21 protein-coding genes are annotated in these 25,427 nt (G+C 67.2%); 3 read left to right on the top strand and 18 right to left on the bottom strand.

Features of this window, described 5'->3' with window-relative positions; genetic code table 11:
* Positions 1-17 precede the first annotated feature (17 nt).
* From QO034_RS10300 to QO034_RS10370, 15 genes are all read right to left on the bottom strand, one after another.
* Positions 18-890 carry an ABC transporter permease gene (locus QO034_RS10300; RefSeq protein WP_284485446.1) on the bottom strand — a complete coding sequence of 291 codons (873 nt, stop codon included), beginning with the start codon at positions 888-890 and terminating at the stop codon, positions 18-20.
* A gap of 1 nt (position 891) precedes the next feature.
* Positions 892-1,836 carry an ABC transporter permease gene (locus tag QO034_RS10305; protein WP_284485447.1) on the bottom strand — a complete coding sequence of 315 codons (945 nt, stop codon included), beginning with the start codon at positions 1,834-1,836 and terminating at the stop codon, positions 892-894.
* Between the two features lie 60 nt (positions 1,837-1,896).
* Positions 1,897-3,423 (bottom strand): ABC transporter substrate-binding protein, encoded by a 1,527-nt coding sequence (locus QO034_RS10310; RefSeq protein WP_284485448.1) that lies wholly within the window; start codon positions 3,421-3,423, stop codon positions 1,897-1,899.
* Positions 3,424-3,451: 28 nt separating this feature from the next.
* Complete coding sequence (locus QO034_RS10315) at positions 3,452-4,558, bottom strand: ABC transporter ATP-binding protein (protein WP_284485449.1); 1,107 nt, start codon at positions 4,556-4,558, stop codon at positions 3,452-3,454.
* Positions 4,555-5,598, bottom strand: a complete 1,044-nt coding sequence (locus QO034_RS10320) for an ABC transporter ATP-binding protein (protein WP_284485450.1) — start codon at positions 5,596-5,598, stop codon at positions 4,555-4,557. Before QO034_RS10320 ends, QO034_RS10315 begins: the two co-directional genes overlap by 4 nt.
* Before the next feature lie 105 nt (positions 5,599-5,703).
* Positions 5,704-6,543: an XdhC family protein gene (locus QO034_RS10325; RefSeq protein ID WP_284485451.1), complete on the bottom strand. Its 840-nt coding sequence runs from the start codon at positions 6,541-6,543 to the stop codon at positions 5,704-5,706.
* On the bottom strand, positions 6,540-7,727 hold the full coding sequence (locus tag QO034_RS10330; RefSeq protein WP_284485452.1) for a vWA domain-containing protein: 1,188 nt from the start codon (positions 7,725-7,727) through the stop codon (positions 6,540-6,542). Before QO034_RS10330 ends, QO034_RS10325 begins: the two co-directional genes overlap by 4 nt.
* Entirely contained in the window at positions 7,724-8,602 is an 879-nt protein-coding gene (locus QO034_RS10335) for an AAA family ATPase (protein ID WP_284485453.1), read from the bottom strand. Before QO034_RS10335 ends, QO034_RS10330 begins: the two co-directional genes overlap by 4 nt.
* 52 nt (positions 8,603-8,654) lie before the next feature.
* Positions 8,655-11,072 carry an aerobic carbon-monoxide dehydrogenase large subunit gene (locus QO034_RS10340; RefSeq protein ID WP_284485454.1) on the bottom strand — a complete coding sequence of 806 codons (2,418 nt, stop codon included), beginning with the start codon at positions 11,070-11,072 and terminating at the stop codon, positions 8,655-8,657.
* The gene (locus tag QO034_RS10345) at positions 11,069-11,560 is read right to left on the bottom strand and encodes a (2Fe-2S)-binding protein (RefSeq protein ID WP_284485455.1); all 492 of its coding nucleotides are present in this window, start codon (positions 11,558-11,560) and stop codon (positions 11,069-11,071) included. The genes QO034_RS10340 and QO034_RS10345 overlap by 4 nt, the downstream gene beginning before the upstream one ends.
* Before the next feature lie 11 nt (positions 11,561-11,571).
* A complete protein-coding gene (locus QO034_RS10350) occupies positions 11,572-12,426 on the bottom strand; it encodes an FAD binding domain-containing protein (RefSeq protein WP_284485456.1) in 855 nt (284 codons plus the stop codon).
* A 144-nt stretch (positions 12,427-12,570) separates the two neighbouring features.
* A complete protein-coding gene (locus QO034_RS10355) occupies positions 12,571-13,686 on the bottom strand; it encodes an MHYT domain-containing protein (RefSeq protein ID WP_284485457.1) in 1,116 nt (371 codons plus the stop codon).
* A 42-nt stretch (positions 13,687-13,728) separates the two neighbouring features.
* The gene (locus QO034_RS10360; RefSeq protein WP_284485458.1) at positions 13,729-15,294 is read right to left on the bottom strand and encodes a class I adenylate-forming enzyme family protein; all 1,566 of its coding nucleotides are present in this window, start codon (positions 15,292-15,294) and stop codon (positions 13,729-13,731) included.
* Positions 15,295-15,311: 17 nt separating this feature from the next.
* Positions 15,312-17,321: a TRAP transporter permease gene (locus QO034_RS10365; protein ID WP_284485459.1), complete on the bottom strand. Its 2,010-nt coding sequence runs from the start codon at positions 17,319-17,321 to the stop codon at positions 15,312-15,314.
* Between the two features lie 84 nt (positions 17,322-17,405).
* On the bottom strand, positions 17,406-18,542 hold the full coding sequence (locus QO034_RS10370) for a TAXI family TRAP transporter solute-binding subunit (RefSeq protein ID WP_284485460.1): 1,137 nt from the start codon (positions 18,540-18,542) through the stop codon (positions 17,406-17,408).
* Between the two features lie 229 nt (positions 18,543-18,771).
* Here QO034_RS10370 and QO034_RS10375 point away from each other — a divergent pair, with 229 nt between their 5' ends.
* The gene (locus QO034_RS10375) at positions 18,772-19,248 is read left to right on the top strand and encodes a MaoC family dehydratase (protein ID WP_284485461.1); all 477 of its coding nucleotides are present in this window, start codon (positions 18,772-18,774) and stop codon (positions 19,246-19,248) included.
* Here the strand turns inward: QO034_RS10375 and QO034_RS10380 are convergent.
* From QO034_RS10380 to QO034_RS10390, 3 genes are read right to left on the bottom strand one after another with little or no spacing between them, the layout of a single operon-like run.
* On the bottom strand, positions 19,245-20,096 hold the full coding sequence (locus QO034_RS10380) for an SMP-30/gluconolactonase/LRE family protein (RefSeq protein ID WP_284485462.1): 852 nt from the start codon (positions 20,094-20,096) through the stop codon (positions 19,245-19,247). The genes QO034_RS10375 and QO034_RS10380 overlap by 4 nt on opposite strands.
* A complete protein-coding gene (locus tag QO034_RS10385) occupies positions 20,093-21,004 on the bottom strand; it encodes a CobW family GTP-binding protein (RefSeq protein ID WP_284485463.1) in 912 nt (303 codons plus the stop codon). Before QO034_RS10385 ends, QO034_RS10380 begins: the two co-directional genes overlap by 4 nt.
* A complete protein-coding gene (locus QO034_RS10390) occupies positions 21,001-22,641 on the bottom strand; it encodes an amidohydrolase (RefSeq protein WP_284485464.1) in 1,641 nt (546 codons plus the stop codon). The genes QO034_RS10385 and QO034_RS10390 overlap by 4 nt, the downstream gene beginning before the upstream one ends.
* A 135-nt stretch (positions 22,642-22,776) precedes the next feature.
* Here QO034_RS10390 and QO034_RS10395 point away from each other — a divergent pair, with 135 nt between their 5' ends.
* Positions 22,777-23,724, top strand: a complete 948-nt coding sequence (locus tag QO034_RS10395) for a LysR family transcriptional regulator (RefSeq protein WP_284485465.1) — start codon at positions 22,777-22,779, stop codon at positions 23,722-23,724.
* 97 nt (positions 23,725-23,821) lie between these two features.
* On the top strand, positions 23,822-25,393 hold the full coding sequence (locus QO034_RS10400; RefSeq protein ID WP_284485466.1) for an ABC transporter substrate-binding protein: 1,572 nt from the start codon (positions 23,822-23,824) through the stop codon (positions 25,391-25,393).
* Positions 25,394-25,427: the final 34 nt, after the last annotated feature.

A 25,427-nucleotide genomic window follows, 5' to 3' on the forward strand; every position in this document is an offset into this window, starting at 1 on the left:
TGTTCGCTCCGTTCAGGTCAGTGTTCGCGCGGGTCCAGCGCATCGCGCAGCCCGTCGCCCAGAAGGTTGAAGCCCAGCACCACGAGAAAGATCGAGATGCCCGGCCACATCGCCATCCAGGGCGCCTGGCTGAGAAAGTTCTTGGCGGTGTTCAGCATCGACCCCCAGCTTGGCGCGGGCGGCTGCTGGCCGAGGCCGAGAAAGGACAGGGACGCCTCGGCGATGATCGCGGTGGCGATGGTCAGGGTCGCCTGCACGAGGATCGGCGGCATCACGTTGGGCAGGATGTAGCGCGACAGGATCTTGCGCGTCGGCAGGCCGATGGCGCGGGCGCTGTCCACGTAGTCTTCGGATTTCACGTTCAGCACCTGCCCGCGCGTCAGCCGGATGAAGATCGGCGTCGCGGAAATGCCGATGGCGATCATCGCGTTGGTCAGGCTCGGCCCCAGGAACGCCGCCAGCGCGATGGCCAGGATCAGGAAGGGCGCGGCCAGCAGCGCCTCGGTGCAGCGCGAGATCACGGCGTCGGGCCAGCCGCCGAAATAGCCGGCGACGAGCCCCAGCGGCACCCCCGCCAGCACCGCGATGCCGACCGACACCACCCCGGCCAGGAGCGACGCCTGCGCACCCCAGATCATCCGGGACAGCACGTCGCGGCCAATCTCGTCGGTGCCCATCCAGTGCGTCCAGGACGGGGCCTTGCGCACCGCGCCCCAGTCGGTCGCCGCCGGGTCGGGGATCGGCAGGATCGGCGCGGCCAGCGCAATCAGGATGAAGAACGCCACCAGCCCGCCGCCCAGCATGGCGCTGCGATGGCTGCGGAATTTCTTCCAGACCCGGTTTTCCGGGCGGCTGGCGAGAACCGGATCGGTTGCGGTCGCGTCGGTCATGTCATTGCTCCCGCAGCCGCGGATTGAGCACCACGTAAAGCGCATCCGCCAGAAGGTTCATGAAGATGAAGCCGACCGCCGTAACCAGGACGATGCCCTGCACCACCGCATAGTCGCGGTTGAACACCGCATCGACCACCAGCTTGCCGAAACCGGGAATGGTGAAGATCTGTTCGGTCAGCACCGCCCCCGCGATCAGTTCGCCGAACAGCAAAGCGGTCAGCGTCACGATCGGGGTCAGCGCGTTGCGCAGCGCGTGTTTCAGGATCACCACCCGTTCCGAAAGCCCCTTGGCCCGCGCCGTGCGCACGTAATCGGCGCTCAGCACGCCCAGCATGGCGGACCGCGTGTGCCGCATCAGGGTGGCGGCCAGCGCCGTGCCCAGCACGAAGGCGGGCATCAGCATGGTCTTGATGGATTGCCAGAAATCCTCGGACAGGGGCACATAGCCCGACGCCGGCAAGAGCTGCCATTTCACCGACACCAGAAGGATCAGCATGATCCCGAGCCAGAAATTCGGGATCGACAGGCCCGACAGCGCCACCACATTGGCGATGTAATCGGTGACGGTGCCCTTCCTCACCGCCGACAGGATGCCGGCGGGTATCCCGATCACCAGCGCGAAGATCAGCGACATGACCGCAAGCTGGATCGTCACCGGCAGCTTCTGCGCGATCAGTTCCGTGACCGGCTGGTTGGTGCGCAGCGACACGCCCAGATCGCCCTGAAGCGCATTGCCGATCCAGGCCAGGTATTGCACCGGGATCGGATCGTTCAGCCGGTATTTCTCGCGCAGGAATTCCAGCACCTCGGGGTCGCGTTCCTCTCCGGCCAGCACCAGCAGCGGGTCGCCGGGCAGCAGCTTCTGCAATGCGAAGACGAAGACCGAGATCAGGATGATCGTCGGGATCGCAATCAGCACGCGACGGGCGAGGAAAGCCAGCATCAGGGAAAACTCCGGTCAAGCAGGATGGGACCGCGCCACCGGGCGCGGCCCCGGTTCAGGTCATTCCGCCCAGGTCACGCCTTCCAGCCGGATCATCCCGTCGGGATAGGCGGTGAAGCCCTGGAGCTTGGAATTCAGCGCCCAGAGCAACTTCTGGTGATAGAGGTACACGATGGGCTGCGCTTCGTTCAGAATGTCGCGCGACGCGTCATAGCTGGCCTTGCGCACCGCCTGATCGGTCGACACCCGCGCCGCGTTCAGCAGTTCATCGACCTTGGGATCGGAAAACTTGCTGTCGTTGATCCCGCCGTTCGTGGTCATGAACTGGTGGATGTTGCCGTCCGGATCGACGCGGCCCGACCAGCCGACCTGGCTCGCCTGGTAGTCGCCCGCCGACTGGTCCGCCAGCAGGGTGGCGAATTCCTTGGCGGTCAGCTTGATGTTGATCCCCGCTTCGGCGGCCATCGACTGCACCACCTGCATCAGCTGCTGGGGCTGGTTGGCATTGGCCACCTGCACTTCGAGGTCGATACCGTCCGGGAACCCGGCCTCGGCCAAAAGCGCCCTGGCCTGTTCGACGTCACGCGCCGGCACCGGATGGTTGGTGTTGTACCACGGGGAATTCGGCGGGAACGGCTGGTTGCCCGGCGCAAAGGCGTTTTCGAACACCACCTGGTTGATGACGTCCCGGTCCACCGCGAGGCTCAGCGCCCGACGCAGGCGGGAATCGTTGCCCCAGGGGGTGTCGCCTCGTTCGCCGTTGTTCACGTTGAAGGTGATCCCCTGATATCCCAGCGAGATCTCGCTGGCGACCGTCACGTTGGGGTCGGATTCCGCCTGCGGAATGTCCGACGGGGCGAGACGTTCCAGCATGTCGATATCGCCCGACTGCAGGTTCGCCAGCCGCACGGTCGTGTCCGGGATCGGCACGAAGGTCACGCTGTCGAACGCGATCGCGTCGGCGTTCCAGTAATCCGCGAAACGGTTCAGCACGATCTTGTCCTGCGCCACCCGCTCGCCAAAGCTGAACGGCCCGGAACAGACCGGGTTCGCGCCGAAATCGGCCCCCGCGGCGGCGGCGGCGGTCGGCGACATCATCATGCCGGCCCGGTCGGCGAATTGCGCCAGCAGGGTCGCGTCGGGCGCGGCCAGGTTGAACCTGATTTCATACGGCCCGAGAACCTCGACCCCGGTGATCGACTTCAGTTCCGACTTGCGGCGGGATTCGTCCAGGGTCTGCGACCGGTCGATATTGGCGGCGACCGCCTCGGCGTCAAACGGCGTTCCGTCGTGAAAGACCACGCCTTCGCGCAGTTTCATGGTCATCGACATGCCGTCTTCGGAATATTCCCATTCGGTCGCCAGTTGCGGGATGATTTCCAGGCCGGGCGTGATGTCCACCAGCTTGTCGCAGAGCGACGCGTAGACAATCCGCCCGACGAAGGTGCGCGACTGGTCCGGGTCGAGCACATCCGGGTCTTCCTGCAAGGCGATCCGCAGATCCTTGGCGGCCGCCGCGCCGGCGTTCAGGCCGAACGCCGCGGCGCCGATCAGGGCCGTGGTCAATAGGGTTTTCACCTGGGTCATTTTCTTTGGTCCTCTCTCTGTCGGTTTTTCAGGTTTCTTGATTCTCGGGATGCAGATGCGTGACGGCGCCGCCTTCGGTCGCCGCGCGGTAGAGCGCGAAGCGCGCCTGCGCGGCCTCCGACTGCGCCGTGGCGGCGGCGGGGCGCGCCTCTGCCGCAAGGCTGTCGTGGAAATGGCAGGCCACCGCGTGATCGGCCTCCGGGCGGGCGCTCAACGGCGGCGCGTCGGTCCGGCAAACCGCCTGCGCATGCGGGCAGCGGGTGTGGAACCGGCATCCCGGCGGCGGCGCCGAGGGGCTTGGCATTTCGCCCAGAACCATGGCCTTACGCCCGGACAGGCGCGCCTCCGGACTCGGGATCGACGCCAGCAGCGCCTGGGTATAGGGATGGCGCGGATCGGAAAACACCGCATCCGCCGTGCCGGTTTCCACGATCCGCCCCAGATACATCACCGCGACCCGGTCGCTCATGTGGCGGATCACCCCCAGGTCATGGGCGATGATCACCAGCGTCAGCCCCAGGTCGCGGCTGAGATCGCCCAGAAGGTTGATGACCTGCGCCTGCACCGACACGTCCAGCGCGGACACCGGTTCGTCGCCGATGATCACCTTCGGCCCGCAGGCCAGCGCCCGCGCGATGCCGATCCTCTGGCGCTGACCGCCGGAAAATTCATGCGGATAGCGCCCGGCATGTTCCGCCCGCAGCCCGACCTGGCGCAGAAGCGCCGCCACCCGGTCGCGCCGCTCGGCGCGGGACAGCTCCGGCGCATGCACTTCCAGCGGTTCCCCGACCAGCTTGCCCACCGTCATCCGCGGGTTCAGCGACGAAAACGGGTCCTGAAAGATGAACTGCATGTCCCGGCGCAGGGCTTCCAGATCGCGCCCCGTCGCATCGGTCACGTCGCGCCCGTCAAACCGGATCGCGCCCGCCGTCGGCGTCAAGAGCCGCATCAGCAGCCGCGCCAGGGTGGATTTGCCGCAGCCGCTTTCACCGACGATGGCAAAGGTTTCGCCCCGCCGGACCGACAGGGTGACGCCGTCCACCGCCTGCACCACGCGCCGCTTGCCCCGCAGCCCGCCGCCGCTGCCGAAATGCTTCACCAGCCCCTCGGCCGACAGGATCACGTCATCGCTCATGCCCGCACCGAGACATTGGTTTCCAGCGGCGCATGATGGCAGGCGACGAGATGGCCGCCGCCCAGGTCGGCCAGCGCCGGGCGGCGCGCGCAACCGGGTGTCGCAAAGGCGCAGCGGGTGCGGAACCGGCAGCCTTCGGGCATGGCGTCGATCGTCGGCACCGTTCCCGGCACGATGGCGAGCCGCCCGCCGGGGCTGTCCAGCCGGGGCACCGCGCTCATCAGCCCGATGGTATAGGGATGCTGCGGGTTGTCGAACACGTCGGCGACGGGACCCTGTTCGACCACCTGCCCGCCATACATGACGGCGACGCTGTCGGCGATTTCCCCGACCACGCCCAGATCGTGGGTGATCATGATCGTGCCCATCCCGGTCTCGCGCCGCAAGCCGCGGATCAGGTCGAGGATCTGCGCCTGGATCGTCACGTCCAGCGCCGTCGTCGGTTCATCGGCAATCAGGATCTGCGGATCGTTGGCCAGCGCCATGGCGATCATCACCCTCTGGCGCATACCACCGGACAATTGGTGCGGGTATTCCCGAAGCCGCTGCCGCGGGCTGGGAATGCCGACTTTCTCCAGCATCTCGCAGGCCCGGTCCAGCGCCTCGGCGCGGGACCCGCCCCGGTGGCGCAGAACGGTTTCGGCGATCTGGTCGCCGATCGTGAAGGCGGGGTTGAGCGAAGTCATCGGTTCCTGGAAGATCATCGCGATCCGGTTGCCCCGCAGATGCGCCGGCAGCCGCGCCCGACGCAGATCGACGGTTTCCCCGTCGAAATGCAGGGTTCCGGACGAGATTTGCGTCGCGTTTTCCGGCAGGAGCCCCATCACCGCCATCGCCGTGACGCTCTTGCCGCAGCCCGATTCACCGACGATGCAGAGGATTTCGCCCGCCGAGACCCGCAGGCTCACGTCGCTGACCACATCCGCGCGCTGACCGCGAAACCGCAGCGATAGCCGGTCGAGACGCAGGATTTCCGCCGCTTGGCCGCTGCCCGGAACGCCGGATGCGGCCGCCTCTGCCTGAAGTTCGGATCGGGTCACGCGGCCTCCTGATTGCGCACCAATTCAGGATTGGTTCATTCGAATCGAAAGTCAACCGCCAAAGCCGCGAAAACCGCTCCCGGCGACGCCCTGCACAGTTTTCGGTCAGTCGCCGGTCTCGTCCCGGCGGTCCCCGGCGCGGCGCAGCGCGGTGATCTGGGCCAGGACCGACAGGGCGATTTCCTGCGGCGTGATCGCGTTGATATGCAGACCCGCCGGCGCGTGGACCCTGTCCAGACGCAGCCCCAGCGCCGGGTCTTCCGCCCGCAGCCGCGCCGACAGGGTGGCGAATTTCCGGGCGCTGCCGACAAAGGCCACGTAATCCGCGCCGCTGGTCACGGCGGTGCGCAGGGCGTCGGTATCGCCGCTGCCCTGGGTCGCCACCACCGCGAATCGCGGCGGCGGATCGAGCGTATCGCCGGCGGCCACCACCCGGTCGGCGGTGCCCGGCGCAATGTCCTCCGGGGCCGGCACGATCATCAGGCGGTCGAGATCGAACCGGTCCGCCAGGTCGGCCAGCGCATGGGCCACCAGCCCCTGCCCGAAGATCGCCAGCCGGGGCAGCGGCAGGATCGGTTCCACGAAAATGTCCATCGTGCCCTTGCTCGGGCATCCGTTGCGGGCGATGCGCACGCCGTCGCGCAGCTCGCCCGCGGCCAGCCCCTCGGTCTCCAGAACTTCCTGCGGGCGCAGGGAAATCAGCTGCGGGCGGCCCGACCGGATGGTTTCGCGCGCCGCGCGCCCCACCGCCGCGCGGGCACAGCCGCCGCCGACCCAGCCCATCAGGATCGTGCCGTCCCGGTCCACCAGCGCCTTGTCGCCGGGTTTCGCGGAGGTCGCGTCGACCGTGCGCACCACCGTGGCCACCGCGAAGGGCACGCCCCGGTCCTTCAGCCACTGCATCTCGGCGTCGAGCCGGGCGAGATCGTGGCGCGACAGGGTCACAGCCGCGCCAGCGCCTGTTCCAGCGCCGCCAGGTCGTTCAGCGTCGCGGCGGCGGCGAAATGGTCCAGATGCGGCAGGGCGGCGGCCATCCCCCGCGCCACGGGTTCATAGCCGGACCAGCCCTTCAGCGGGTTCAGCCAGACGATCCGGCAGCCGCGCTTGCGCAGCCGGGCCAGCGCCGCGTCCAGCACCATGGGCGGATCGCTGTCATAGCCGTCGGACAGGATGACGACGACGCTGCGGCCATTCACGAACCGGCGCGCATGGCCCTGCGCGAAAGCCGCGAGATTGCCGCCGATCCTCGACCCGCCCCCGAATCCGTCCGCCAGCAGCGTGATCCGGTTCAGGGCGCGCAACGGGTCCGGGTCGCGCAGCGCCTCGGCGATCCGCACCAGCCGGGTGTGAAACAGATAGGCGTCGCTGTCCGCATCCGCCCGCATCAGCCCGGCCAGAAACGCCAGGAACGGGCGGGCATAGAGCGTCATCGACCCGGACACGTCGCAGAGCGCCACGATCTTCACCGGCCGGTCCGGTCGCCGGCGCCGCGCCAGCCGCAGCGGTTCGCCGCCGGTCGCCAGCGACGCCCGGAGAGTGCGGCGGAAGTCGACCGCGCTTCCCTTGCGCGCGGCCTTGCGGCGGTGCGACCGGCGGTCCCGCAGCGCCCGGCCCAACTGCCGCGCCACCTGTTCGGCGGCGCGGATGTCTTCGGGGGACACCAGTTCCCGCAGGTCTTTCCGCATCAGGTTGTGCAGCCGCGACGCCACCAGCCTGCCCGGTCCGCCGGAGTCGCCCTGGCCATCGCCGCCGGCGTCGTCGGGCGCATGGGCGCGGCCCCGCCCCGCCGATTGCAGGCCATCGTCCGCGCGGCTGTTGCGCGTATGCGCGGGCGGGGCGGCGCGGTCACGCGGCACGATCTTCTGGCGCACCCGCCCGTCGGCCATCCAGTAGGCGTCAAACAGCGTGTCGAACCGCGCCGCGTCCTCGGCACAGCCGGTGCAGACCGCCTTGAGCGCCAGCCGCGCCTCTGCCGGATCGGTGGGATCGACACGGCAGAGCGCCGCCAGCGCGGTGCCGGTTTCCCCGACCCCGAGCCGAAAGCCGTTGTCGCGCAGATGGCCGATGAACCCCGCCACCCGCGCCGCCGGGCCGGGATCGGCGGCGGCAAAGCGGGTCACGCGGCTCATGCGGCCCTGCCCGCGATGCGCGCCGCGACCTCGACCGGCACGGCGGCGCGGTCGGACTGGGTTTTCAGCAGCGTCGCCAGCGCCGCCTGCAAGGCCGCCGGATCGTCGGTCAGGTCCTTGATGCCGAGCCCGGCGAGGGCGGCGGCGAAATCCAGGGTTTCGGCGATGCCCGGCACTTTTTCCAGGTCTTCCTCGCGCAGTTTCTGCACGAAAGCGACGATCTGCGCCGCCAGCTTCGTCTCGGTCTGCGGGGCGCGGGCGGCGAGGATCGCCAGTTCCGTACGCCGGTCGGGATAGTCCACATGCGCATAGATGCAGCGCCGCCGCAGGGCGTCCGACAGGTCGCGCGTGCCGTTCGCCGTCAGGATCACCATCGGGCGGCTGGCCGCCGCGATCGTGCCCAGTTCCGGCACGGTGATCTGGAAATCCGACAGCACTTCGAGCAGGTAGGCTTCGAATTCCTCGTCCGCGCGGTCGATCTCGTCGATCAGCAGCACCGGCGGCTCCGGCTGCCGGATCGCCCGCAGCAAGGGCCGTTCCAGCAGGTAGTCCTCGGAAAAGATCCGCGCCTCGACCGCGCGGCCGGTTTCGCCGTCTTCCGCCGCGGCGCGGATCGCCAGCAATTGCCGCTGATAGTTCCATTCGTAGATCGCCTGCGACGCGTCCAGCCCCTCGTAGCATTGCAGGCGGATCAACTCGCACCCCTTCACCGCCGCGAGCGAGCGGGCGATGTCGGTCTTTCCGACCCCTGCCGCCCCTTCCAGCAGCAGGGGCCGGCCCAGCGACACGGCGATGTGCAGCGCCATCGACAGGTCGTCGGACGCGATGTAGCCGGTGTCGGCCAGTCGGGATCTGAGGTCGGTCCATGTGTCCATCGGCGGCTTCGGCGCGCCCCGCGGGACACGCCGCCCTTTCCCTGATTTCCCGTCAGCCGTGCAGGCCCAGCCCGTTGGCGGTCTTCCAGATGCGCCAGTGGTCATGCGGCATGTTGCTGTGGCGCAGCCCGAACGGGCGGAACGCATCGTGCACCGCGTTGGAAAAGCACGGAACGCCGCCCACATGCGGGCTTTCGCCGACGCCCTTGGCCCCGATCGGGTGGTGCGGGCTGGGGGTGACGGTGTGATCGGTTTCGTAGGTCGGCACCTCCCAGGCGGTGGGCAGGAAGAAATCCATCAGCGTGCCGGTCTTGACGTTGCCCATGTCGTCATAGGCGATTTCCTGTCCCAGCACGACCGCCAGCGCCTCGGTCAGCCCGCCGTGGATCTGGCCTTCGATCACCATCGGGTTGATCCGGGTGCCGCAATCGTCCAGCGCATAGAAGCGGCGGATGTCGGTAACGCCGGTGTCCACGTCGATATCCATGATGCAGACATAGGCCCCGAAGGGATAGGTCATGTTCGGCGGGTCGTAGTAGCTGACCGCCTCCAGGCCGGGTTCGACGCCGGGAATCGCCTGATTGTAGGCGGCATAGGCGATGTCGGCCATGGTCTTGAAGCGTTCCGGCGCGCCCTTGACGACGAACCGGTCGACATCGAATTCCACATCGTCGTCATGCACTTCGAGAAGGTAGGCCGCGATCATCTGCGCCTTGGCGCGGATCTTGCGCCCGGCCATCGCCGTCGCCGCCCCCGCCACCGGGGTCGACCGGCTGCCATAGGTGCCGAGGCCATAGGGCGCGGTGTCGGTGTCGCCTTCCTCGATGGTGATGCTGTCCGCCGGGATGCCGATTTCCGTCGCCAGGATCTGTGCGAAGGTGGTCGCGTGCCCCTGCCCCTGGCTGATCGTGCCCAGCCGCGCGATGGCGCTGCCGGTGGGGTGGATGCGGACCTCGCAACTGTCGAACATCCCCATGCCGAGGATATCGCAGTTCTTGACCGGCCCCGCGCCGACGATCTCGGTGAAGAAGCTGAGGCCGATCCCCATCAGCGTCCGGGTTTCGCCGCGCCGGAACGCCGCGACCCGGTCCGCCTGTTCGCGCCGCAGGCCTTCGTAATCGACCGCCTTCAGTGCCTTGTCCCAGGCGGTGTGATAATCGCCGCTGTCATATTCCCAGCCCAGGGCGGATTGATAGGGGAACTGGTCCTTCCGGATGAAGTTGATGCGCCGCAGCTCCGCCGCGTCCATGTTCAGCTCGATCGCCAGAACCTCGATCATCCGTTCGATGAAATAGACCGCTTCGGTCACGCGGAAGGAACAGCGGTAGGACACGCCGCCCGGCGCCTTGTTGGTATAGACCCCGTCCACCGCCAGATAGGCGGTCGGAATGTCATAGGAGCCGGTGCAGATGTTCATGAACCCGGCGGGAAATTTCGTCGGGTCGGCGCAGGCATCGAACGCACCGTGATCGGCGGTCACATGGCAATGCAGACCGGTGATCTTGCCGTCTTTCGTCGCCGAGATCCGTCCCTTCATCCAGTAATCGCGCGCAAAGGCAGTGGACATCAGGTTCTCCATCCGGTCCTCGATCCACTTGACCGGCTTGCCGGTGACGATGGAGGCGACGATGGAACAGACGTAGCCGGGATAGACCCCGACCTTGTTGCCGAACCCGCCGCCGATATCGGGGCTGATGACGCGGATGTTGTGTTCCTCGATCCCCGACAGCAGCGAGGCCACGGTGCGCACCACGTGCGGCGCCTGGAAAGTGCCGTGGATCGTCAGCTTGCCGTTGACCTTGTCCATGCTCGCCACCGCGCCGCAGGGCTCCAGCGGGCAGGGATGGGTGCGGTGGTAATACATGGATTCCTCGGCCACGACCTCGGCATCGTCGATCACCGCCTCGGTCGTGTCCTTGTCGCCCACTTCCCAGGTGAAGATGTGGTTGTGATGCTTGCGCGGTCCATGCGCGCCGCTGGTCTGCCCGGCCAGGTCCTCGCGCAGCACGATGTCGGATTTCAGCGATTCAAACGGGTCCACGATCACCGGCAGGTCTTCGTATTCGACCTCGACCAGTTCGACCGCGTCGGCGGCCACATAGCGGTCGGTGGCGACGACAAAGGCGACCTCCTGGCCCTGGAACAGCACCTTGCCGTCGGCCAGCACCATCTGCTTGTCGCCCGCCAACGTCGGCATCCAGTGCAGGTTCAGCGGTTCCAGGTCCTTCGCCGTCAGCACCGCGATCACGCCGGGCAGCGCCAGCGCCGCCTCGGTGTCGATCGACAGCACGCGCGCATGGGCATAGGGCGAGCGCACGAAATCGCCATGCAGCATCCCCGGCAGTTTCAGGTCGTCGATGTAGTTGCCCTTGCCCTGGGTGAACCGGGCGTCCTCGACCCGCTTGCGCGCACAGCCCATCCCCTTGAGGTTGGCGACGCGATCCTCGCGTTCCGGTGTCATGTCGTTCATTGCGCCGCCTCCCTGGCTGCGTTGAGTTCGGCCGCCGCCGCCAGGATCGATTTCACGATGTTCTGGTATCCGGTGCAGCGGCAGATGTTGCCAGCCATGCCGAACCGCACCTCTTCCTCGGTCGGGTTCGGGTTTTCCTGCAGCAGGCGATGCGCCCGCGTGATCATGCCCGGTGTGCAGAATCCGCACTGCAAGCCGTGGTGTTCCTTGAACATCTCCTGCAGCACATGCAGGTTGTCGGGCGTTCCCAACCCTTCGACGGTGGTGATCTCTGCCCCGTCAGCCTGTGCCGCGAAGACGGTGCAGGATTTCACCGACCTGCCGTTCATGTCCACGGTGCAGGCTCCGCAATGGCTGGTTTCGCAACCCACATGCGGCCCGGTGATGTTCAGTTTCTCGCGCAGAACATGGATCAGCAGTTCGCGCGGTTCCGCCAGCAGTTCATGTTCTTCGCCGTTGACAGTCAGTTTGACGATCTGTTTTCCCATGTCTTCCCCCCTCAGGCGCGCGACAGGGCGCGCGCGATGGCGCGGGAAATGATGATCCCGGCCACGTGTTTCTTGAATTCCACCGGGCCGCGGTTGTCGCCGGTCGGGTCGATATCGGCCAGCGCCGCGTCGGTGGCGGCCTTGATGGCGGCGGCGTCGCCGGTGCTGCCCACCAGCGCGTCGCCGGCGGCCTGCGACCAGACCGGCACATCGCTGAGATTGGTCATCGCGACCGAGGCGCTGCCGATGCGGTCCCCATCGCGCGAGATCAGCGCCGCACAGGCAGCCGTGGCGTAGTCGCCGATCTTGCGCTTCTGCTTTTCATAGGCGTATCCCGCGCCCGTCGCCGTGAACCGGATGCGGGTCAGGAGTTCCTCGTCATCGCGCGCGGTCATATAGGCGGCTTCGTAGAAATCGCGCGCCGCGACCTCGCGGGTGCCGTCCGCGCCGACCAGTTCGAACCGTGCGTCCAGGCATTGCATCAGCCCCGGCATGTCGTTGCCCGGATCGCCGTTGGCGACGTTGCCGCCGACCGTGCCCATGTAGCGCACCTGCGGATCGGCGATCTGCAGCGCCGCCTCGCGCAGGATCGGGGCGGCGTCGGCCAGCCCTGCGTGGGCGATCAGATCGTGCTGGGTGGTCATCGCGCCGATGCTGATTTCAGCCCCGTCGATGGCGATCCCGCGCAGTTCCGCGATCCCCTGAAGGTCGATCAGATGCGGCACCTCGGCCATCCGCAGCTTCATCATCGGGATCAGGCTGTGCCCGCCCGCCATCACGCGGGCGTCGTCCCCGTGTTCGTTCAGGACGGCCAGCGCCCCCCGGATGTCGTCCGGGCGGTAATATTCGAATCTCGATGGTATCATGCGGCGACCCTCCCCTGCTGTCGTGGCCGCATCAGACACCGGCGGGCCATAGGCGCTGACCACGAAGGCATGGCGGGCCTGACCCGATGCACGAAATGCGCATGGGCTGCACGAGTTGCGTATGCAGGTGCAGAAACGGCGGCGTCAGACGCCGAGGCTCTTGCGGATATCCGCCAGGTGGGACCGGCTGACCGGCGCCTTGTCCAGCGACGTGACCCCGTCGAAATAGAGCACGCCGGTGTCCTTCTTGCGCTCGAAACTGCTGACGAAATCGGCGTTCACCACATAGCTGCGGTGACAGCGGTGAAAGCCCTGCCCTTCCAGCCGCCGGTCCGCTTCCGAGATCGACCAGGGCGAAAACATCCGTCCGCTCCGGCAGTAGAGATAGGTATACCGCCCCTCGGCCCGGATCGCGGCGATGTCGGTGGTGGCGGCGAAATGGATGCGCCCGTCCTTTTCATAGGGCACCCGGATCGCGGCGCTGTCCCCCGGCGCGCGGGACGGTGTTTCCGGTTCCGGCGGCGCGGATACCGGCACCGGGTCAGCCGCCGGCGCATCGGCCCGGAACGTGACTCCGGTCAGCAGGAAGGCCCCGGCAATGACGAAGGACGCCAGCGTCACGCCAAAGGCGAGCACCTCGTTGCTCATCCCCAGCGGGCTCGGCACATCCCCCGGCACCGGCGCGAAACGGGTGCCGCCCATGGCGATGAAATGCACCGAAAACACCGCCAGCCCGAATCCCAGCGTGCCAAGGATGATGTTGCGCGCCCGCCGCTGCCCGTAGCAGAGCCGGAACGACACGATGCAGAGCGCCAGCGAACAGGCCAGCGCCAGCGCGACCCCCGCCGCCGAATAGACCGGGCGGCACATCTGCATCCCGGACATGCCGATGTAATGCATCGCCGGAACTCCCAGCCCGAGAATGCCGCCCGCCAGGGTGATCCGCAGCGGCGTGCGGTCCCCGAAATGCACGATCAGCAGGGCGCAGCCGGTCATCAGCACCGCCACCAGCGCCGAGATCAGCGTCGTCAGCGCGTCATAGTAAAAGAGGATCGGCAGGCGCAGCCCCAGCATGGCGACGAAATGCATCGACCAGATGCCGCCACCCAACGCCACGGCAGACATCGCCACCACCAGCTTGCGCCGGGCGAGGCCCAGCCGCGACGCCCCCTGGGTCAGCGACAAGCCGGTAAACCCCGACATCAGCACGATCGCCAGGGACGCCAGGACCAGGGCCGGATTGTAGCTGTAGTCCAACATGGATCTACTATTGAAACGCGGCGCGGCGTTTTGCAACGCTGGCTATCGGGTGCCGTCCCAGTAGGGCGCGCGCAGTTCCCGTTTCAGGATCTTGCCGATGGAACTGCGGGGCAGGCTGTCGCGCAGTTCCACCGCGCTCAGCCGCTGGCTCTTGCCCAGCTTCTCGTTGGCCGCGTCACGGATCTCCGCGGCGCCGCGGGCCGCACCGGGGCGCAGCACCACCAGCCCCAGCGGCGTTTCCCCCCAGGCGTCGGACGGCACGCCGATCACCGCGGCGTCTGTGACATCCGGGTCCGCCAGCAGCACCAGTTCCAGGTCGTTGGCATAGATGTTCAGCCCGCCGGAAATGATCATGTCCTTCTTGCGGTCCGACAGGACGAGAAACCCGTCCGCGTCAAACGACCCCATGTCGCCCGACCGGAAAAAGGCAAGCCCCTCGGGGCTCTGCCAGATATAGTCGCGCGTCAGGTCGTCCCGGCCGTAGTATCCCGCCATCATCGCCGGGCCGCGCCCGCAGATCTCCCCGACCTCGCCCGGCGCGACCTCGCGCCCCCCGGCGTCAATCAGGCGGATGTCGGTGTTCGGCGCGGGCTTGCCCACCGTGTGCAGCTTGGTCGGGTTCTCGTCCGCCACCAGCACCGTGACCCCGCCGCCTTCGGTCAGCCCGTAATATTCGATCAGCTTGCCGGGGAACCGGGCCAGCACATCGGCCTTCACATCCGCCCGCAGCGGTGCGGAGGTCGAGAATTTCATCCGCATCGACGAAAGGTCGAAACTGTCGAAATCCGGCAGGTCCATGATCCGCTTGTATTGCACCGGCACCAGCATCGTGTGGGTGATCCTTTCGCGCTCGACGATCTGCAGATAGGCGCGGGCGTCGAATTTCGCCATAAGATGGACGGTGGAGCCGCCGAACAGCGTCGGCAGGAAGGACACGATGGTGGTGTTGGAATAGAGCGGCGTCGACAGCAGCGTGCGCGCGTGGTCGTCATAGCCGTTGGGCGTCACCCGGTCCATCTGCGCCGCCCGCATCCAGTGATTGTGCAGGATGCCCTTGGGGGTGCCGGTGGTGCCCGAGGAATAGATCAGGTTGAACGGATCGGCCATGCCGACCGGGATCATCGGGTCGGTCTCGGCGGCGCCCCGCACCGCCGCCCGGAAACCGGCAAAGGCCGGATGATCGAAATCCAGCGCGAAACGGGCGATGTCCATGTCGCCGGCGAACCCGTCCACGAGATCGAGATATTGCGCCGCGACAAAGATCGCCCGCGCCGAACAGTCGGTGAGCATCTTCGCCAGCGCCTCGGGCGAGGCCATGGTCGACAGCGGCGTGACGCCGGCGCCGGCGCGCAGGATGCCCATGAACAGGGTCGCGTAATCGGCGGAATTCGGCGACAGGACGGCGATGTTGTCGCCCTTGCCGACCCCCAGTCCCAGCAGCAGGTTGGCGACGCGGTTGATCCCGCGGTCGAAGTCGGCCCAGGTCAGGCGTGTCGTCCCGCAGACCACGGCGAGCCGGTCCGGATGCGCCTTCGCATTGTCGCGGACCCGCTGCACGATGGTGCAGTCCGGTTCGGTGTCGGGCGATGGCGGCTGAATCTCGATCAAGTCCCCGGTTCCTTTTCCTAGGCCGCGCCGCCCTGCGCTTCTTCCGCCTGCCGCGCCCGCCAGGCCAGGACCATCGGCAGCGCGCAAAGCGCGGCCCCGAGCAGGAACGAGGTGCCCCCGCTCATGTCCAGCAACGGTGTCTTCGGCTTGGCGATCAGCAGCCCGCCCAGGAACAGCAGCACCCGCAGGGGCATGGACGCCGCACCGCGCACCGGACCCACCAGGCTGATGTATCCCTGAAGCGCCGCCGAGATCATCGCCACCCCGACCAGCGCGCTGACGAGCGCAAAGGCGACCTCCATCGGCGGCGCCTGCCCGACCAGCGCCGGGTTCAGCACGAAGAAGAACGGCGCGATGTAGATGACGCCGCCCAGCCGCATCGCTTCCAGCCCGGTGGCCATGGCGTTGCTGCCCGCCATCGTCGAGGCCGCGAAGGCGCCAAGCGCCACCGGCGGCGTGATGTAGCTGACCATGCCCCAGTAGAGGATGAACAGATGCACCGCGAGCTGGTTCAGCCCGCCCGCTTCCAGCGCCGGCGCCAGCACCACGGCGAGAAAGATGTAACAGGCCGTGACCGTCATCCCCATGCCGAAGATGAAGGCCGTGACCGCCCCCATCAGGAGAAGCACCAGCGTGTTGTCCCCGGCGAGGAACACCAGTTCGTTGACCAGCGTGCCGGCGAGCCCGGTGGCCGAGAACGACCCGACGATCAGCCCGACGCCCAGAAGGATCGCGGTCAGTTCCGCAAGCCCCATGCCGACGCCCACGATCATGTTGCCAAGGCGCTTCAGGTCGAGCCGGTGGCTGGCGCGGAACTGGTTGACGATCAGCAGAAGCACCGTGGCATAGAACGGTGCGGAGGTTTCGCGCCGCAGCCCGATCATCATGAACAGCAGGAGCGCGAAGACGAAGATATAGGGCCAGCCGTCCTTCATCACCTGCCGCAGCACCGGCAGGTCGGGCCTGGGCAGGCCGCGCAGCCCGCGCCGGGCGGAATAGGCGTCGATCTGGGTGAAGAGACCCCAGTAGAACAGCAGGCTCGGGATCGCGGCGGCGAGCGCGATGTCCACATAGGGCCGCGACAGGAAGGACGCCATGACGAAGGCAGTCGCCCCCATGATCGGCGGCATCAGCACGCCCCCGGTGGAGGCGCAGGCCTCGGTCGCCGCCGCGGTGCGGGCGGAAAACCCGGTCTTGCGCATCGCCGGGATCGACACCGCGCCGGTGGTCAGCACGTTGGAAATGACGCTGCCCGACATCGACCCCATGAAGCCGCTGGCAAAGATCGACACCTTGGCCGCGCCGCCGCGATAGCCGCCCACCAGCCCCAGCGCGAGATCGTTGAAGAACTGCCCGCCGCCGGTGCGCTGGAGCACCGCGCCAAACAGGATGAAGCCGATGACGACGCCGCCAAAGGCCTTCATCGGGATGCCGAAACTGCTTTCGGCGGAATAGATGTGATAGGGCACGGTTTGCAGGAAGGTGCTCTGGAAGCCCGAGAACGGGTCCGGCACATGGCCCGCGAAGGTCGGGTAGAAGGCAAAGAAGGTGACGATGGCGAACAGGACCAGCCCGCCGGCCCGCCGCGTCGCTTCGAGGATCAGGAAAAAGAACACCACCGCGACCCATTGCGCCACCTCGGGCGGGGCGTATTCCCAGCCCTGGCTCAGGTTCGTCTGCGCCGTCTGCCCGAGATATACGGTGCAGCCCAGCGAAACCGCGAACAGCGCCCAGTCCAGCAGCGACGGCGGACCGCCCTTGCCGCCCCGGCGCTGGAAGATCAGGAAACTCAGCGCCAGGAACAGCCCGCCGAGGAAATAGAGATAGCGCCCGTCGATCAGCACGATCCCGAAAAGCTGGAGGTTGAACAGCTGGTTCACCACCAGCACCAGCGACAGCAAAGTGCCGCCGATCACCGCCCAACGCGCCGGTCCCGACAGCCGTTCGGCCGGGGTCGCGCCGTCGATGGCGGTCGTTTCAATCCCGGCTTTCTTCAGCGCCGCGTCTGTCTTGTCTTCCGAAGTCATGCTGGGGTCCGTCCGGTTTGGCGTCCTTCACGGCAACGGGCCGGCCACGCAAGCGGCCGACCCGTCCGTCGATATCTGCGGGGTTCAGAAAACCACCTCGAACCCGCCCGCTTCCAGCGCCTTGCGGCGGGCGTCGGCCCAGCCAGCTTCCCAATCGGCGGGCGCGTCGGCCTTCAGGGCCTCCCATGCGGCCATCAGCGCCTTCTGCCGTTCGATCAGCCTGTCGTTGTGGGCCTGCGCCGCATCGTTCCAGAGACCGCGTTCATTGAAATAGAGGATCGCGCCCTCGTGATAGGGCACCACCCATTCCATGTTCTGCTTGTCCAGCGCCCAGCCGCCGATGCCCGGCGCCTTGCCGTCATAGGCCGGGAACAGTTCGACCATCGCCTTGGTCATGTTGTAGACCAGATCGGTTTCGGTTGCGGCGATGGCGGTCAGCACCGGATAGGGATAGCCCGCGCCCTGATAGCCGTCGGTGCCGTCGATATTGGCCCCGACCGTCGCCAGGTTGGGCTGGAAGAACGGCGCGATCCCCTTCATCGCGGCGATGCCCTCGGCATTGTCCGGGTCGATCGGCGGCCAGAACAGCCCGCGCGGACCCGATGCCGCCTCATAGGCCTTGCCCGAGTTGGTCGAGGCGAAGGCCGCGTCCACCTGGTCTTCGATCAGCCCAGTCCAGCTGGCGCCGAAGCCGCCGAAATCGACCCGCTCCACATCGTCCCAGGTCAGCCCGCCATAGGCGAGATAGGCTTCGGTGTTCACGTTCAGCGCCGGGGCGCCGACGATGAAGGCCACCCGCTTGCCCCTGAGGTCGGCAAAGGTCTCGATCCCCTCGTCCCCGGCGACGCCGACCGCCAGGTTGATCGCGCCGCCGTTGTTGGCCAGCAGCACCCGGATCGGCTGCGGCCCCCAGTTCTCGGCCCCGAAGTCGAACACGCCTTCCTGCGCCATGAAGCTGCCGCCGACGCCGGTTGCGGAAAACTGCACCCGGCCCTGGCGCAGCGGTTCGGTGCGCGACACGTCGTTCTTGCCGGGCAGGACCCGCAGGTTGACGCCCGCCGCGTCCTGCAGGGCCGCGCCGATGGCGACGGCCTGGTTGTAACCGGCCGACCCGGTGTCATATGCTGTCCAGGACAATTGCGCCGGCAGCGCGAAATCCGCGGCACCCGCGACAGCGGCCGACATGCCAAACGCCGCGACCGCGGCAACGAAAGTCTTCATCTGGATCCTCCCTGATCTGAAATCGTCGGCCCGCGCCCGAAGGCGGGCACGACACCGGGCGCCACGCATCCGTCTGATCTGCGGAATTTCGTTTCGCTCTGCGGCATGATATGAATCGATCCGTCACGGTGTCAAGCCGACTGGACCGGCGGGCGCAGGTTTGCATTGCGCCCGCCGCGCCGGGCTGACACCAAGGCAGGCAAAGACAGCAACCGCACGGAAGACCCACATGACACAGACCACCACGGAACCGGGCCTGATCCCCTTCGAAAGCATCCCGATCGGACAGGTCCGCAGCTTTGGCGCCTACGAGGTCACAAAGGAAGAGATCATCGAATTCGCCAGCAAATATGACGCGCAGTTCTTTCACCTCGACGAAGAGGCGGCGAAGGACTCGCTGTTCGGCGGGCTTTGCGCCAGCGGCTGGCACACCTGCGCCATGACCATGGCGATGCTGGTGGAGGACATGAAGAGCCGCGGCAAGTCGCTCGGCTCGCCCGGCATCGACCAGCTGCGCTGGAAACACCCGGTGTTTCCCGGCGACATCCTGTCGGTGCGGATGGAGGTGATCGACAAGATCGAACCGAAATCGCGCTCCGACATCGGATTCGTCGTCAGCAAGACCACGGTCAGCACCCAGACCGGCACCGAGGTGATGGAATTCATCAGCAAGGGGATCTTTCCGAAGACCGGCGGCGCGTCCTAGACCATCACGCGGTGTTCCGCCTGCCCCGCCACCGGCGCGACGGACAGGCGGAACGTCTGACCCTCCGCCGGGCCGGCGAGACCCGTGGCGGCGCTGGTGACGAACAGCTCGTCCAGATTCGCACCGCCAAAGGCCGGGCAGCTCGATTGCCGCGCCGGCACCGCGACCCGCGCGATTTCCCGGCCCGATGCGTCGTATCGCACCACCCGTGCCCCGCCCCATTGCGCGTTCCACAAGCATCCCTCTGCATCCACGACCGCGCCATCGGGGAAGACGCCGTCGCCGGTGATCGTCACCAGGTCCGACGGGTCTCCCTTCGGCCAGCCCGACGCGTCCAGCGCCTGCCGCCGGATGCGCCGCGTCGGCGTATCGCAGAAATAGGCGCACCGCCCGTCCGGCGAAAAACAGATGGCGTTGGGGATGGTGAGCCCGGCGAACAGGCGGCGCAGCTCGCCCCTGTAATAGCGATAGATCGCCCCTGCCCCGCGCTCCGCTGCCTTGCCCATGGTGCCGATCCAGAACCCGCCCCGCGGGTCCGCCCGCCCGTCGTTGGACCGGGTTTCGGGCCGGTCCGCTTCCAGATCGCAGACCGTCGTCGCGGCCCCGCTCACCAGATCGAAGCGGAACAGACGGGTTTCCGACGCGATCAGCAGGCTGTCCCGGTCGATCCATCCGGCGGCGGAGACCATTTCGTCGAATGTCCATTGCGCCGGGCCGCGCGCGGTACGGGTCAGCAGCCGCCGGCCCAGAATGTCGAACCAGAACAGCTGGCCCCGTTCCGGATGCCAGAGCGGCCCTTCGCCAAGCGCGCAGGCGCGGGCGTCGAACAGCACCGCCCCGGCGGTCATGCCTCTTCGGAGGTCCGCGCCCCCAGCGCCAGCACCGCCGGCCAGTCGGCCCGCCCGCCCGCGCCCAGGCAGACGATGCCGTCGGGGGCGGAGACCGGCCCCGGCGCCGGGGTGCAGGCGGCGCGCCGCCCGACCACCTGGATCAGGAACCGCGCGCCCGCGCGGTCGGTCACGAACCCCTTGGCCCGGATCAGGCCCAGCCGGTCCTGCGCCAGCGCCCCGGCCAGCGCCGCGGGATCGTCCACCGGCCCGTCCAGGCGCAGATGGCGGCTCTGCACCGGGTTCTCGGGGGTCCGGGCGGAGACCGGCGCGCCGTCGAAGCCGCCCAGCACCACCGCCGGATCGACCGCCGCCTGCCGGGCCTCCACCTGGCGCAGCCCCGCGTGCCGATCCTGAAGCCAGCCGCGCAGCGCCGACAGCTCCGCCCCGGTCACGAGGTCGCATTTGTTCAGGACCACCAGGTCGGCGTCTTCCAACTGCCGGGTCACGGTGTCGCCCATGTAGCGGTCCGCCGCGGTGGCGCGCAGGGTTTCCGCATCCGCCAGCACCACGATCCCGTCGAGCCGGTATCCCTGCAACAGACCGACCGTGGCGGCGATGGCGCCGGGGATCGCGACGCCGGAGGATTCCAGCAGCACGTGATCGGGGCGCGGCTCCATCCGCGCCAGATCCATCAGCGCCGCGGTCAGGTCGCTGCCATAGCTGCAACAGACGCAGCCGCCCGAGATCGAGATCAGGTCGTCGCCCTCGGCCTCGATCAGATCCTCGTCGATGGGCAGTTCGCCGAATTCGTTCACCAGCACCGCCAGCCGCCGCCCCTCCGCGTGGCGCAGCAGGTGGTTGACCAGCGTGGTCTTGCCGGCGCCGAGAAACCCGCCGAGAATGGTCAGGGGCAGCGGGGCGGTCATGTCTGGTCGGCGGCGGCGAAGACGCGCCCGCCCTGCACCGTGCCCCAGACCCGCACGTCCTTCAGGTTGCCGCCGCCGATTTCCGTCGGGTCGTCCTCCAGAACCGCGAAATCCGCCTTCTTGCCAACCTCGATGGAGCCGATTTCCCCGTCGAGTTTCAGCGTATAGGCCGCGCCCATGGTGATCGCGTAGAGCGCCTCGGCAACGCCGATCTTCTCCGCCTCGCCCTGAGTGCGGCCCGAGGCGGTGATCCGGTTGACCGCGCACCAGGCGGTGAACAGCGGCCCGAGCGGCGTGATCGGCGCATCCGAATGGATCGCCATCGGCACCCCCCTGGCCAGCGCCGTGGCGCAGGCGTTCATCCGTTCGGCGCGTTCCGGGCCGACGGTCAGCCGGTAATGTTCGTCGCCCCAGTAGAAATGGTGGTTGGCAAACAGGTTCACGCACATGCCAAGCTTGCCCATGCGGTGAAACTGGGCGCTGTCGGCCAGCTGGCAGTGCTGGATGGTGAAACGGTGGTCGGGGCTGGGCTGGCCGCGCAGCGCCGCCTCCATCGTGTCGAGCACCAGGTCCGTCGCCTCGTCGCCATTGGTATGGGTGTGGATCTGCACATCCTCGGCCAGCGCCAGGTCCATCACCTCGCGCAACTGCTGCGGGGAGACATACCACAGCCCGTTCGGCGCGCCGTTGAAATAGCCGGGCCAGCGCAGCCGGGCCGAAAAGCCCTGGATGGAGCCGTCCGTCACCACCTTGATCCGCCCCAGCCGCAGCCGGTCGGTGGAGCGCGCCCTGAGCGCGATCACCCGGTCGACCAGTTCGCGCGGGGTCATCCCCATGAAATAGCGCAACGCCACCACGCGGGCCGGGTAATCGGCTTCGCCGGTGACCTTCAGCATCATGTCGACCGTGTCGTCTTCCAGCCGCGCCGCCAGATCGGTGGTCGTCGTCACCCCCGCGCGGACGCACAGACGGCCGAAATTGCGCAGCCCGTCGTCGTCGCAATCCAGCATGCTGCGGTCGAAACCCACATGCACGCCGATCGGGGTCATCACGTCCGGTCCCTTCAACTCGCCGGTCGGCAGCCCGTCCTCCCCCAGCGGCACGCCCGGATGGTTGATGCCCGTCCGCAGCATCCCGCCCAGTTCCAGCGCCTTGCTGTTGACGTTCATGATATGGCCGGAAGCGTGCAGCACGCCGATGGGCCGGGTGGTCGAGACCTTGTCGAGATCGTGGCGCGTCATGCGCCTGTTGTCCATGTAGATCGGGTCGAACTGCCAGCCGGGCAGCGGCGCGTCCGGGTCGGCGATCAGCGCGTCCGCCTCTTTCAGCCGGTTCAGCACGCCGTCCAGGGTCTTGATGCCCTCCCAGTCGCGGCCGACCGGGTCGGTCCGGTCGAAATAGCCGCAATAGGCGTATTTCCAGAGCGTGCCCTCCATCGTGTGGGCATGGCCCTCGATCAGGCCGGGCATCAGCACCTTGTCGGCGAAACGCTCGTCCAGGGTGTAATCGCCCCAGCCGGTCAGGCTGTCCAGCGGCCCGACGCCGAGGATTCGGCCATCGCGCACCGCCACATGGCTGGCGGTCGGCTGGCTGGCGCACATGGTGATGATCTTTCTGGCGGAATAGATGGTGGTCATATGGCTTTCCTTCTGTCCCCGGTGGCGTCTGCACGGTCGCATCCGGCCTCGGTCCGGTCAAAGCCTAGGCAGCTTTCCAATATCGGCAAAATAGTTTTATCTGGTCAAGATGGTTGGCTTTTTGGGGGAATGGCCGTGCTGAATTTCACCTTCAAGCAATTGCGCTATGTTCAGGCCGCGGGACGGTTCGGGTCAATCGCGGCGGCGGCGGCGGATCAGAACATCTCGCAATCCTCGATCACCGCCGCCATCGACGCGATGGAAAGCCAGCTTGGCTACGATCTCTTCGTGCGCACCCCGGCGCGGGGCATCCAGCCGACGCCGGCGGGGCGCGACACGCTGGCGCTGATCCGGCGGTTTCTCGACACGTCGCGGCATTTCGAAAGCGAAATGGGGGCCATCGGCGGGCGCACCACCGGGTCGATCCGGGTCGGTTGCTACGCCACCGCCGCGCCATCCTTCCTGCCGCCGATCCTGACAAGCTGGCGCGAAAAATACCCCGGCGTGTCGGTGACGCTGCTGGAAACCGACATGTCCGCCATGGTCGGGCTGCTGGACAAGGGCGAGATCGACTTCGCCTTCACCTACGAACAGACCGTCGAGACCCGGCACCGGTTCCAGCCGCTGTTCGCCGCGCCGCCCTATGCCGTGATCGCCGCCGACAACCCGTTGGCGGAACGGGACTCCGTGACCCTCGCGGATCTCAGCGCCCTACCGATGGTCATGCTCGACCTGCCGCTGGCGCGCGCCTATTTCACCAGCCTGTTCAAGGCGCGCAACGTGACCGCCAACATCGGCCATTCCAGCCGGTCCTCGGAAATGGTGCGGGCGCTGGTGGCCTGCGGCTACGGCTTCTCGATCCTCAACATCCGCCCGGCCGACTACCGGCCCGGCATCTCGCCCTACAGCCTGGTTCCGATCGTGGACGACCTGCCCGCGCCGGTCTTCGGGATCGCCTCGCAGGCGGTGAGCCGGCTGCCCGGCATGGTGCAGGCGATCCTGACCCATTGCATGGATCTGCGCGACGCCGGCGCCTTCGATCCGGTGGTCGTGAAGCCGCGGTCATTCCCCGGAAAAATGTAGGAAGAGCGCGCAATAAATCTCTTTTGTGCTGAAATGAACCTGCGCTACGCTGCCCCGACAAGAAAAACAGACCCTATCCAACAGAAGGACCCTGCCCGTGAACAAACTGGCCAAGACAGTCGCCGCCGCGACCGCCCTCGCCGCGCTGCTGGCGACCACGGCGGTCGCCCAGGACACCCCGAAACAGGGCGGCACGCTCATCACCATGCTGGGCACCAACGTGCGCAACCTGAACTCCGCGGTGCAGTCGGGCATCGTGACCGGCTTTCCCGGCGCGCAGCTTTTCGCGTCGCCCCTGCGCTATGACGAGGACTGGACGCCGCAGCCCTACCTGGCCGAAAGCTGGGAAGTCTCCGAAGACGGGCTGAAGGTGACCCTGAACCTGGTGAAGAACGCGGTGTTCCACGACGGCACCCCGATCACCTCGAAGGACGTGGCCTTCTCGGTCGACGTGATCAAGGCGCATCACCCGTTCAAGGCGATGTTTGCACCGGTGGAATCGGTTGATACGCCGGACGATCACACTGCGATCCTGAACCTGTCAAAGCCGCACCCGGCGCTGATGCTGGCCATGTCGGGGCAGCTGATGTCGATCATCCCCCAGCATATCTACGGCGACGGTCAGGACCCGAAGACCCACCCGCGCAACAACGAAAACGTGGTCGGATCGGGCCCGTTCAAGCTGGTGGAATACAAGTCCGGCGAACATGTCATCCTGGAACGGCACGAGGATTTCTTCATCGAAGGCCGGCCCTATCTGGACAAGATCGTGATGCGGATCATCCCCGACCCGTCGGCACGCGCCATCGCGCTGGAAAACGGCGAGGTGCACATGTCCGCCTTCGAACTGTCGCCGCGCATCATCAACCGGCTGAAAGAGGTCGAGGGGCTGAACGTCACCGACGAGGGCTATGGCGGCGTCGGCCCTCTGGACTGGCTGGCGATGAACACGACGCGCGGCCCCTTGCAGGACGTGCGGGTGCGCCAGGCGATCGCTTATGCCGTAGACCGGAATTTCGTCATCAAGGCACTGATGCTGGGCACCGCGAAAGAGGCCAGGACCGGCATCCACCCGGACAGCCCGTTCTACAACGACGCCGTCGAAGCCTATGATCTGGATCTGGACAAGGCCAACGCCCTGCTGGACGAGGCGGGTTTCCCGATGCAGGACGGCAAGCGGTTCGACCTGACCATCGACTACGGCTGGGCCGACGTGAAACCGCAGGTGGAATATGTCAAGGCGGCGCTGAAAAAGGTCGGGATCGAGGTCACGGTGCGCGCCAGCGCCGATTTCCCGACCTGGGCCACGCGCATGGGCGAGATGGATTTCGACCTGAGCTGGGACTCTGTCTATAACTGGGGCGACCCGGTGATCGGGGTGCACCGGACCTATTCCTCGGACAATATCGGCAAGGGCGTCTGGTCCAACACGCAGGGCTATTCCAACGCGCGGGTCGATGAATTGATGGAACTCGCGGGCCGGGAAAACGACCCGGAAAAGCGCAAGGCGCTCTATAACGAATTCCAGGAGATCATCGCCAACGAGGTGCCGCTCTACCCGGTCAACGCCCTGCCCTATCACACGATCTATTCGGACAAGGTCGGCAACCCGCCAATGGGGATCTGGGCCACCAGCGCGCCCATCGACCGCACCTACCTGAAAGAGTGACGCCAACCGGCGCGGCGGACCCTTCGCCGCGCCC

It is taken from the genome of Sedimentitalea xiamensis (assembly GCF_030164465.1).
Taxonomy (GTDB): Bacteria; Pseudomonadota; Alphaproteobacteria; order Rhodobacterales; family Rhodobacteraceae; genus Sedimentitalea; species Sedimentitalea xiamensis.

Coding starts and splice junctions, on each gene's coding strand:
- QO034_RS10345 (WP_284485455.1), bottom strand. CDS start 11,560: ATGGGAAAACAGATCGTCAAACTGACTGTCAACGGCGAAGAACATGAA.
- QO034_RS10300 (WP_284485446.1), bottom strand. CDS start 890: ATGACCGACGCGACCGCAACCGATCCGGTTCTCGCCAGCCGCCCGGAA.
- QO034_RS10340 (WP_284485454.1), bottom strand. CDS start 11,072: ATGAACGACATGACACCGGAACGCGAGGATCGCGTCGCCAACCTCAAG.
- QO034_RS10330 (WP_284485452.1), bottom strand. CDS start 7,727: ATGAGCCGCGTGACCCGCTTTGCCGCCGCCGATCCCGGCCCGGCGGCG.
- QO034_RS10370 (WP_284485460.1), bottom strand. CDS start 18,542: ATGAAGACTTTCGTTGCCGCGGTCGCGGCGTTTGGCATGTCGGCCGCT.
- QO034_RS10310 (WP_284485448.1), bottom strand. CDS start 3,423: ATGACCCAGGTGAAAACCCTATTGACCACGGCCCTGATCGGCGCCGCG.
- QO034_RS10390 (WP_284485464.1), bottom strand. CDS start 22,641: ATGACCACCATCTATTCCGCCAGAAAGATCATCACCATGTGCGCCAGC.
- QO034_RS10365 (WP_284485459.1), bottom strand. CDS start 17,321: ATGACTTCGGAAGACAAGACAGACGCGGCGCTGAAGAAAGCCGGGATT.
- QO034_RS10335 (WP_284485453.1), bottom strand. CDS start 8,602: ATGGACACATGGACCGACCTCAGATCCCGACTGGCCGACACCGGCTAC.
- QO034_RS10375 (WP_284485461.1), top strand. CDS start 18,772: ATGACACAGACCACCACGGAACCGGGCCTGATCCCCTTCGAAAGCATC.
- QO034_RS10350 (WP_284485456.1), bottom strand. CDS start 12,426: ATGATACCATCGAGATTCGAATATTACCGCCCGGACGACATCCGGGGG.
- QO034_RS10380 (WP_284485462.1), bottom strand. CDS start 20,096: ATGACCGCCGGGGCGGTGCTGTTCGACGCCCGCGCCTGCGCGCTTGGC.
- QO034_RS10385 (WP_284485463.1), bottom strand. CDS start 21,004: ATGACCGCCCCGCTGCCCCTGACCATTCTCGGCGGGTTTCTCGGCGCC.
- QO034_RS10305 (WP_284485447.1), bottom strand. CDS start 1,836: ATGCTGGCTTTCCTCGCCCGTCGCGTGCTGATTGCGATCCCGACGATC.
- QO034_RS10355 (WP_284485457.1), bottom strand. CDS start 13,686: ATGTTGGACTACAGCTACAATCCGGCCCTGGTCCTGGCGTCCCTGGCG.
- QO034_RS10315 (WP_284485449.1), bottom strand. CDS start 4,558: ATGAGCGATGACGTGATCCTGTCGGCCGAGGGGCTGGTGAAGCATTTC.